The organism is Streptomyces sp. NPDC005899, assembly GCF_040629645.1.
Classification (GTDB): Bacteria; Actinomycetota; Actinomycetes; order Streptomycetales; family Streptomycetaceae; genus Streptomyces.
Genome location: NZ_JBEXWB010000255.1, coordinates 1 through 9,458 on the forward strand (window position 1 = coordinate 1; position 9,458 = coordinate 9,458).

The 9,458-nt window shown below is 73.6% G+C and carries 8 protein-coding genes; 1 reads left to right on the forward strand and 7 read right to left on the reverse strand.

The window, feature by feature from the left end; genetic code table 11:
- The coding region (locus ABZ371_RS23790; RefSeq protein ID WP_358683039.1) for an FAD-dependent oxidoreductase at positions 1 to 340 on the reverse strand (340 nt) is incomplete at its 3' end.
- 87 nt (positions 341 to 427) lie between these two features.
- Positions 428 to 853, reverse strand: a complete 426-nt coding sequence (locus ABZ371_RS23795) for a DUF393 domain-containing protein (RefSeq protein WP_358683041.1) — start codon at positions 851 to 853, stop codon at positions 428 to 430.
- Between the two features lie 130 nt (positions 854 to 983).
- On the opposite strand from ABZ371_RS23795, the gene ABZ371_RS23800 reads away from it, so the two are divergent.
- Complete coding sequence (locus tag ABZ371_RS23800) at positions 984 to 2,165, forward strand: spore photoproduct lyase family protein (RefSeq protein WP_358683043.1); 1,182 nt, start codon at positions 984 to 986, stop codon at positions 2,163 to 2,165.
- A gap of 81 nt (positions 2,166 to 2,246) precedes the next feature.
- Here the strand turns inward: ABZ371_RS23800 and ABZ371_RS23805 are convergent, their stop codons facing one another.
- From ABZ371_RS23805 to ABZ371_RS23825, 5 genes are all read right to left on the reverse strand, one after another.
- Positions 2,247 to 4,076, reverse strand: a complete 1,830-nt coding sequence (locus tag ABZ371_RS23805; RefSeq protein ID WP_358683045.1) for a CocE/NonD family hydrolase — start codon at positions 4,074 to 4,076, stop codon at positions 2,247 to 2,249.
- Positions 4,077 to 4,158: 82 nt separating this feature from the next.
- Positions 4,159 to 5,103, reverse strand: coding sequence for an LD-carboxypeptidase (locus ABZ371_RS23810; protein WP_358683047.1), 945 nt, complete (start codon positions 5,101 to 5,103; stop codon positions 4,159 to 4,161).
- Positions 5,100 to 7,100, reverse strand: coding sequence for a prolyl oligopeptidase family serine peptidase (locus tag ABZ371_RS23815; protein ID WP_358683049.1), 2,001 nt, complete (start codon positions 7,098 to 7,100; stop codon positions 5,100 to 5,102). The genes ABZ371_RS23810 and ABZ371_RS23815 overlap by 4 nt, the downstream gene beginning before the upstream one ends.
- Before the next feature lie 18 nt (positions 7,101 to 7,118).
- Complete coding sequence (locus ABZ371_RS23820) at positions 7,119 to 8,462, reverse strand: M20/M25/M40 family metallo-hydrolase (protein WP_358683051.1); 1,344 nt, start codon at positions 8,460 to 8,462, stop codon at positions 7,119 to 7,121.
- A complete protein-coding gene (locus ABZ371_RS23825; protein WP_358683053.1) occupies positions 8,455 to 9,288 on the reverse strand; it encodes a M55 family metallopeptidase in 834 nt (277 codons plus the stop codon). The genes ABZ371_RS23820 and ABZ371_RS23825 overlap by 8 nt, the downstream gene beginning before the upstream one ends.
- Positions 9,289 to 9,458: the final 170 nt, after the last annotated feature.

Sequence of the window (9,458 nt, forward strand, 5' to 3'; positions counted from 1 at the left end):
GGCCGCCCGCCGACCGCGGACGCCTGGTGGGATCGGCGAGGCGGGCCGTGCCGGACTGCGTGCGGACGATCACGCCGGGGGTGAACGGCCGCAGGCGCAGGTCGCGCAGGGCGAGGCGGCGGCGCACCTGGGGGTAGGAGGTGTTGAAGACCTGGAAGCCGCGGTCCAGCAGGAAGCCGTCCCTGCGGTCCGTGCGCATGCGTCCGCCCACGCCGTCGGCGGCCTCCAGCAGCTCGACGCGCCGTCCGGCGCGGCTCAGGTCGAGCGCGCAGGCGAGGCCCGCGAGGCCCGCGCCCACGACGACGGTGTCGGGTCGCCGGCGTCCCTGGTCGGTCGTCATCCGTCTCCTTCGCGCTCCGATGGCCCGGTCCGCCGGACGGACCACGCCCGCCGCCCGTCCGGGCGGCTCACCCGTCCGTGTCCCCGGCTACGTGACCGTCCGGGCGTCCGCGGCGGGCAGGGCGCACGCCGCCGTTCCCCCGGGCAGACGATGGCGGTTGCCGGCCACCAGCCGGTACATCCGGTGGGCCGCCCAGCTCGCGGGCGGCAGGCAGAGGAGGGCCCCCAGCACCGGCCACCCCCCGCGCGAGCGCAGGAGGAGCTTGGCGACGGCCTGGGCCCCGCCGTGCACCGTGCCCGCCGGTGTCACCCACAGCACCTCGTGTTCGGCGCGCTCCCGTGTCGTGCCGAGCGCCTCCAGATCGGCCCACTGCCACGGGACGCGTGCGCAGCGCGGGCGCAGGAACCGCTCGACGGCCCTCACCGAACTGGTGCAGAAGCCGCAGTCGCCGTCGTAGACGAGCACGGGCCGCGTCCGTCCGGGGTCGTCTCGTTCGCCGGTGCCGGGGCTCATGCCCCGACGCTACCTCGCCCGCCCGTGGCCGTGGACGAGGCGCGGCGGGGCCGCGCCGGCGATCCGCCGCCCCGGTCCCGTACCGTTGGTCATGAGGCACCGGACAGTGGAAAGGCACAGTGGAGAGGCCATGCGCACCCCCCGGCAGGACGGCACGGACCAGGAGGCCGAGGCGCTCTTCGGCGTAGAGGAGCTCCGTACCGGTCCCGAGGTGCGACGGGCCCCGGGGCCGCTCTTCCGCGACTCGGAGCAGGCCCGCCGGATGCTGGCGGTCAGGGAGATCCACGCCGAGCCGGGGGCGGCTGCCTCACCGCGGGGCCTGCGGATCCTCGCCCGGTTCCCGGACGCCGACGTCGTGCCCACCGACTCGCACTGGCGCATCCCCGCGCTGCACGGCAACGAGGGCAACGCCGAGCGCTGGGTGCGGATCAAGAGCACGGTCCTGGTCCTCGGCGAGAAGAAGACACTGACCGTACGGCCCAACGGCCGGTCGGCCGACTTCATCGCCCCCGGGGCCGCCAACGGGTGTGCCATGGCCTGCGCCTACTGCTACGTCCCGCGCCGCAAGGGGTACGCCAACCCGATCACCGTCTTCACCAACGTCGACCGCATCATCGCCCGGCTGGCCCGTCACGTCGCCGGCCAGGGACCCAAGCTTGAGCCGAACCAGTGCGACCCCGGCGCGTGGGTCTACGACATCGGGGAGAACAACGACTGCTCGGTCGACGCGTTGATCAGCGAGAACACCGACGACCTGGTGCACGCCTTCGCCCGGTGGCCCACGGCCAAGGCCTCGTTCGCGACGAAGTTCGTCAATCCGGACCTGCTGCTCCTCGATCCCCGTGGCCGCACCCGGATCCGCTTCTCGCTCATGCCGCCGGACGACTCGCGGCTGCTGGACATCCGCACGAGTCCGGTGGAGCAGCGCATCCGGGCGGCGGCGGACTTCGTCGAGGCCGGCTACGAGGTGCACTTCAACCTCTCCCCCGTCGTGATCAGGCCCGGCTGGGAGCAGGCGTGGTCGGGGTTGCTGCGGCACATGGACGACGTCCTGCCCCGGTCGGTCAAGGAGCAGGCGGCCGCCGAAGTGATCATGCTGACGCACAACCGGGAGCTGCACGACGTCAACATGGCCTGGCACCCGCGCGCGGAGGACGCCATCTGGCGGCCCGACATCCAGCAGGCCAAGCGCTCGGAGAACGGCGGCGTGAACGTGCGCTACCGCAATGCCACCAAGGCCGCGGCGGTGGAGACCGTGCGCCGTCTGGTGCGCGACCACGCCCCGTGGCTGCCGATCCGCTACGCGTTCTGAGCGGGGGCCCGCGGACGGCTCCGCCGCCGGGCCGCCGGGGGCCGGGCTTGCGGCAGCCGGGCTTCCGGGGCCGCCGGGACCTCAGCCCACCACCGGCAGTTCCAGGACACCCGTGTCCCCGGGGGAGCTGACGACGGTCACCGGCTTGACGCCCCGGTTGCCGAAGTACGCCGTGTCGCTCCCTGCGATGACGAACCTCAGCCGGTGGCCCGCCTCGAACCGGTGGACGATCCCCGGGAGTTCCACGGTGAACGGCCGGGTCACGTCCGGGACGCGCACCGGGGCGACCAGGCGGTTGACCAGCTTCTGGGACCCGTCGGGCGACACGTCGTACACCTTGGTGAACAGGACCAGCTTGTCCGCGGCGTCCCCGCTGTCCTGCACCCGTTCCGCCGTGGGCGAGTCGACCCGGAGTGTCGCCTTCGGTGCCCCGACGACGTCCAGCGGCGCGGCCAGCGGGGCGCTGGACCAGCCGAGGTGGGTGCCCCCGGTGTCGTACGGCGCGGGGTCCGGGAGGCCGATGAGACCGGCCAGCGAGCTCTCGGAGTGGCTGGTCGGCAGCAGCCAGTTGGTGTACCGGCGGCTGCCGCGGGCGACCTCCGGCCGGCTGTCCACCAGGGTGCCGTCCCCGGAGAGGTACATCGTCCGGCTGAGGCCCGGCACGGCGGCGGCGGTGCCGTAACCACTCGTCCAGTCGCGGTAGTAGGCGAAGTCCGGCCCGGTGCCGGCGTCCTGGTCGTGGTGGAGGTAGCGGTCGAACCACCCGAGGATCCGCCGACCGACGTAGCTGGTCTCCAGATTGCCGGTGGCGAGGTCGAGTTCGCCCGGCACCTGGCCGCCGCTGTGGCCCCAGGCCTGCCAGATCATCTTCGTCGTGGTGCCCCGCGCCAGGAGTGTCCGGTAGGTGGCCGTGGCCTCGTTGAGGTTGAAGAGGCTGTCGGCCTGGCCCTGGACGAGGAGGGTGGGCGCGGTGACCCGGTCCAGGTACGAGGCCGGAGAGACGCTGCGGGCGTACGACAGCATGGCGTCGGTCCGGCCGGCCGGGTAGCGGCCTGAGTTCAGGAGGCGGATGGTGTCGCAGGCCCGGGGGGCGAAGTGCGGGCAGGTGAGGTTCCCGAAGCGGGACGGGTCCAGGCTCGGGACCAGGAGCGGCTGCGCCTCCCCCATCAGGTAGAAGCCGTTGGTCCACTGCCACTTGAAGACACCGGGGGTGTCCGAGGAGACGCCCCGGGACGCCCCGGTGGCATTGGGTGCGAGTGAGTACGCCAGGTCGTTCCAGGTGATCAGGGGCACGAGCGCGTCCACCCGGTGGTCGACGGAGGCGGTGGCCAGCTGGACGGCGCCGCCGTACGAACCGCCGATCATGCCGACCCTGGGGTCCCCCGGTCCGTCGTCCGTCACGTAGTCGGCCCTGGTGCCGTCGTCGGCCGCGCGCGTACCGGCGAGGAAGTCGAGGAGGCCGGAGGCCGCCCTGCCGTCGATCGCCGGGTCGTCGAGCGTGATGAGGCAGCCGGACCCGCCGAACCCGAGGCCGGAGTAGACGAGGCTCACGTAGCCCCGGGAGGCGAAGGCCCTGCCGATGGCGTCGGTGGAGCCGTCGGACTTGCTGCCGCCGAAGCCGTTGGTCGCGAGGACCGCGGGGGCGGGGTGCTCGGCGTCGACACCGGACGGGCGGTACAGGTCCGCGTCCACGGTGCAGGACCGGTCACCCGCGTGCACGGTGAACTCCAGGGGCACGACGGTGTATTCGGACGCGGCCGACGCGTGGCCCGCCCCGGTCAGCGCGAGCGGGGCCGCGAGCGCCGCCCCGGCGAGGAAGGTGAGTGGACTGCGGAACCTGGAGACAGCGCGCGACACATGGACCTCCGTACCGAGGAACCTTACCGACTGGTAAGTACCGGGCGGGACCATGCTGTGACACACGTCATACCGCTGTCAACGCGCGGGGCCCGGTTTCTGACGGGTGAACAGTGCGGTGGCGCGACGCGGTGGTTCACACCAGCGCGGGCACCTCGACGGTGAGCGTGCAGCGGCCGCCGTCCGCCGGCGCGTCCAGCACCGCCGGCACACCCAGCGGGACGGTCAGGGAGGTGGGGCAGTGGCCGAAACCCAGCTCCTCCACCACCGGCACGCCGAGCCCGCCGAGGCGGTCGGCGAGCACGGCCCGCACCCGCTCGTACGGCCCGCACTGCTCCCACGAACCGCAGACGACCCCGGATATCCCCTCGAACGCCCCACTGCGCAGCAGCCGGGTCAGGGTGCCGTCGAGGCGGTACGGGTCCTCCGCGACGTCCTCGACGACCAGGATCCCGCCCCGGGCCGAGGTGCGCGCCCCCGGGGTCCCCGCGTCGGCGGCGAGCAGGCTCGCGCAGCCCCCGTAGGTGACCCCCCGTGCCGTGCCGGGCACCAGGGCGGTCGCCGTGCCCAGGCCCAGCACTCGCGCCGACTCGGGCGTGAACAGGGTGGAGCGCAGGGCCTCCTGCGTGGCGGTGTCCGTCAGGAACACCTCGGCCGCGACCATGGGTCCGAGCAGTGTCGAGAAGCCGGCCCGCAGCGCGAACGCCTCGTGCAGCACGGTGATGTCGCTGTAGCCGACGAACACCTTCGGCCCGGCCTCGCGTATCGCCGGCCAGTCCAGGAGGTCGACCATGCGGTGCGCTCCGTAGCCGCCCCGGGCGCACAGCACGGCGTCCACCGACGGGTCGCACCACGCCTCCTGGAGGTCGCGGGCGCGGGCCTCGTCCGTGCCGGCCAGGTGGCCCAGCTCCGGGTGGACGTCCATGACGTGGGGGCCGGTCACCGGATCGAGGCCCCAGCCGCGCAGCAGGTCGAGGCCCTTGGCCAGCCGGCCGGCGGGCACCGGACCGCTGGGTGCGACGACCGCGACCCGGGCGCCGGGCCGGAGCCGGGCGGGCCGGGCGAGGGGACGCAGACTCAACGCCTCAGCTCCAGTCGCGGCACGTCGGAGCGTTCGATCCCGAACGTCTGGGCGTAGAGGGAGAGTTCGGCCTCCAGTGCCCGGCTCAGGGTGTCCGCGCGGCGGAAGCCGTGGCTCTCGCCCTCGAAGGCGAGGTACGCGTGCGGGATGCCGCGGCCCTCGACCGCCGCGACGAACCGTTCGCACTGGGCGGGCGGGCAGATCGGGTCGTCCAGCCCCTGGAGCAGGACGAACGGCGCGGTCAACCGGTCGGCCCGGTGAACGGGCGAGCGTTCCCGGTAGCGCTCGGGCACCTCGGCGAGCGGGCCGACGAGCGACTCCAGGTACCGCGACTCGAAGTCGTGCGTCTCACCGGTCGCCCACGCCTCCAGGTCCAGGATCGGGTAGCTGATCGCCCCGCAGGCGTACACGTCGGTGGTCGTGAGCGAGACGGCGGCGGTCCAGCCGCCGGCGCTGCCGCCCCGGACGGCGAGCCGGTCGCGGTCGGCCGAGCCCTCCGCGGCCAGCGCCAGGGCCACGGCCGCGCAGTCCTCCACGTCGACGACGCCCCACTGCCCCCGGAGCCGTTCGCGGTAGGCCCGGCCGTAGCCGGTCGAACCTCCGTAGTCGACCTCGACGACGCCGATGCCGCGTGAGGTGAAGTAGGCGATCTCCAGGTCGAGGACGAGCGGCGAGCGCCCGGTGGGCCCGCCGTGCACCCGGACGGCGTACGGCGGGCGTTCACCGTCGGGGCCGGTGCGGCCGGGGTGGTGCGGCGGGTACACGTGGGCGTGGACGTCCCGGCCGCCGGGCCCGGTGAAGGTGCGGATCAGCGGCTCGGGGTAGTAGGCCGGGTCGACCGCGTCCTGGTGGGGGGCGCCGATGGTGCGGGTGTGGCCCGTGGCGGTGTCCAGCTCCACCACCTCGTACGAGGTGCGCGGGCTCGCGGCGATGCCGAAGACCCGGGTGTCCTGCACGGCGAGCGTCTCCGCCCACGCGGTCCAGGGGCCTACGGCGTCGACGAGTTCGCCGGTCTCGGGATCGAGCACCCCGAGCGAGGTGGTGCCCCGGCCGTGGATGACGGCGATCAGGCCGTTGCCGAGGAGGTGGAACCAGCGCTGGCCGATCTTCCACAGCGGTCCGCCGAACTCCTCGCCCCGCCCGGGGCAGAGCCGCTCGGCGGGCATGTCCGTGCCGGCCTCCGCACCGGGCCTGACGCGCTGGAGCTCCCACCAGCCACTCGTGTCGGAGACGAACACCAGCGAACCGTCGTGGTCCCACTCCACCTGGACGACGGATTCGTCGCTGCCGCCGACGAGTGGCCGCTCGGCGGTGAAGGTGCCGTCCGGGGTGAGCTCGGCGATCATCACGACCGTGCCGTCCCACGGCATCCGCGGATGGTCCCACGCGATCCAGGCGGCCCGGCGGCCGTCGTGGGAGAGCCGGGGGCCGGTGACGAACCGGTGCCTGCCGTCACCGAGTTCGCGCACGGCGCCACGGTCGCCGGCCGCCGAGCCGTCCAGCGGCACAGCGGCGATCACCCGTCGCACGTCGGTGGGCGACCCACCGGTGAACTCCTCCAGGACGCACCAGACCTCGTCCCGTTCGGGCCGCACCTGCGGCTCGGCCCAGCGCAGACCGCCACCGACGTCCGACACGGGGGTGAGCGGCCACGGCTCCCGGGGACCGTCCGGCGCGTAGGCGTACAGCCTCTGGTCGGCGTGGTGCACGAAGACCACCAGGGGCCCGCCCTCCTCGCGCGCCCGGGCGGTCCACGGCGCTCCGCCGTACTCCATGACCCGGCTCCGGGGGTTCCAGGGCTCGGGGAGCACGGAGGTGGTGGTGCCGTCGGCCCTGCGGCGCACCAGGGCGCGGCGGCCCCCCTCGGCGGGGCGCGGCTCCGTCCACCACACCTCGTCGCCGACAGCTCCGACGAACTCGGGCCGCCCGTCGTGGGCGGCGGCGAGTGCCGCGTCGATCGGCGACGGCCACGTCCCGTACGGCGCTGTGGTCACCATGGTCGGTCCCCCCGTCGGTCAGGCGCTGCGCAGGAAGTGGTCCAGGACCCGGACGCCGAAGTGCAGGGCGTCGACGGGGACCCGCTCGTCGACGCCGTGGAAGAGCGCCTGGTAGTCGAAGCCGACGGGCAGCTTCAGCGGGGAGAAGCCGTAACCGGTGATGCCGAGCCGGGAGAACTGCTTGGCGTCCGTGCCACCGGACATGCAGTACGGGACGACGTGGGCTCCGGGGTCGAACAGCTCGACCGCCTCGCGCATCCTCGCGTACGTCGGTGAGTCCACGGGTGCCTGGAGTGCCACCTCGCGGTGGTCGTACTCCCAGGTCACCCCGGGGCCGGTGAGCCGGTCCAGCGTCTCGCGGAACTCCTCCTCGCCGCCCGGCACCACGCGGCCGTCGACATGGGCGGTGGCCCGGCCGGGGATGACGTTGACCTTGTAACCGGCCTGGAGCATCGTCGGGTTGGAGCTGTTGCGTATGGTCGGCTCGACGAGTTCCGCGGCGGGGCCGAGCTTGCCCAGCAGTTCGTCCACGTCGAAACCGGGCGAGTCCAGGTCGACGGGGATGTGGTGGAGCGCCGCGATCTCGGTGAGGGCGGCCCGCACGGTCGGGGTGAGGCGCACCGGCCACTCGTGCGCGCCGATCCGGGCGACGGCGGCGGCGAGCGCGCTGACGGCGTTGGCCCTGTTGACCTTGGAACCGTGCCCCGCCCTGCCCTCTGCGGTCAGTCTCAGCCAGCCCGTGCCCCGTTCGCCGGCGGCGATGGGGTACAGCGACATCCCGGGCCCGGCGTGGAAGGTGAAGGCCCCGGACTCGCTGATGCCCTCCGTGCACCCCTCGAAGAGATCGGGGTGCGCGTCGGCGAGGAAGCCGGAGCCGTCGTTCGCGCTGGCCTCCTCGTCGGCGGTGTAGGCGATGACGACGTCCCGGCGCGGGCGGACGCCGGCGCGGGCCCAGGCCCGGACGACGGCGAGGACCATGGCGTCCATGTTCTTCATGTCGACGGCCCCTCGGCCCCACACGACGCCGTCACGCACCTCGCCAGAGAACGGGTGCACCGTCCAGTCCGCGGCCTCGGCGGGTACCACGTCGAGGTGACCGTGCACGAGGAGGGCGTCGGCGGAGGGGTCGCTGCCGGAGATCCGGGCGACGACGTTGGTCCGTCCGGGGGTGCGTTCCAGCAGGACGGGATCGAGTCCGGCGCCGGACAGCCGCTCGGCGACGTACTCGGCGGCCGGGCGCTCCCGGCAGGTGCCGTCGCCGCGGTTGGTGGTGTCGATGCGGATCAGCTCGGAGGTGAACGTCACCGCTTCGTCGAGCGCCCTGTCGTCGACCGGACCGGACGGGGTGGTCACGTCAGCCATACTGCTCCTCCACGGCGGACGACACGATCGTCGTCACGGCCTTGAACGTGCGGATTCCGTCGTACATGGTCCCGCTGGTATAGGCGACGCGCCGCTCACCGGTCGGCGCCACGCCGGGAACGACCGTCGCGGCCGCCGCCAGATGTTCGGCGTCGAACTCCAGCTCGACCGTGAAGGAGTCGCCCCGCACGGGTGTGCCGCGTACCGCGAGCGCGGTCGCCTCCTCGGCCGCGGCCCGGATGTCGGCGGCGGTCCGGGCCGGGGTGCGGCAGACGGCGGCGTAGCGCGAGACGTGGTCCTTCACCGCCACCTTGCGGGCACCGGGCGCGTACGCGTCGGCGTCCGCGCAGGTCAGGTCGTCGCCGGTGACCAGGATGACGGGCACCCCGTACTCCGCCGCCACGTGGGCGTTGAGCAGGCCCTCGCTCGCGCGGACGCCGTTCAGCCACACCCCGGTGATGGAGTTGGCGAGGTAGGTGTGGGCGAGCACGCCCTCCGTACCGGCGCCGGTGTGATAGCCCACGAAGGCCACGGCGTCGACGTCGCCGTACTGGACGCCCTCGACCATGGACAGGGACTTGTGCTTGCCGGTGAGCATCTGGACACGGTCGTCGAGCCGCTCCAGGAGCAGGTTGCGCATGCTCCAGTGGGCCTCGTTGACGAGCACCTCGTCAGCGCCGCCGTCGTAGAAGCCGAGCGCCGCCGCGTTCACGTCGGAGGTGAACAGGGAGCGGCACCGCTCCCACTGCGGGGTGCCCGGCAGCACGTCGGCGGGCCAGGTCACTCCGGTGGCGCCCTCCATGTCGGCGCTGACGAGGATCTTCACGGTGCGTGGTCCTGTCGCTGGTCGGTCGGTCCCCCTCCCGCGCCGCGGGAAGAAGATCTTCGTGCCGCCTCACCGTACGCGCCGCGACCGCACCGGGCCAGGGCTCCGGGGAACTGTCACCGGTCCAGTCCGGTGGTGCCGTCCGCCGGACGCCCCGCCCGGCGGACGGC

Bases quoted from the DNA above. Each gene is read 5' to 3' on its own strand.
- ABZ371_RS23795 (WP_358683041.1), bottom strand. From the start codon at position 853: ATGAGCCCCGGCACCGGCGAACGAGACGACCCCGGACGGACGCGGCCC.
- ABZ371_RS23800 (WP_358683043.1), top strand. From the start codon at position 984: ATGCGCACCCCCCGGCAGGACGGCACGGACCAGGAGGCCGAGGCGCTC.
- ABZ371_RS23805 (WP_358683045.1), bottom strand. From the start codon at position 4,076: ATGGTCCCGCCCGGTACTTACCAGTCGGTAAGGTTCCTCGGTACGGAG.
- ABZ371_RS23815 (WP_358683049.1), bottom strand. From the start codon at position 7,100: ATGGTGACCACAGCGCCGTACGGGACGTGGCCGTCGCCGATCGACGCG.
- ABZ371_RS23820 (WP_358683051.1), bottom strand. From the start codon at position 8,462: ATGGCTGACGTGACCACCCCGTCCGGTCCGGTCGACGACAGGGCGCTC.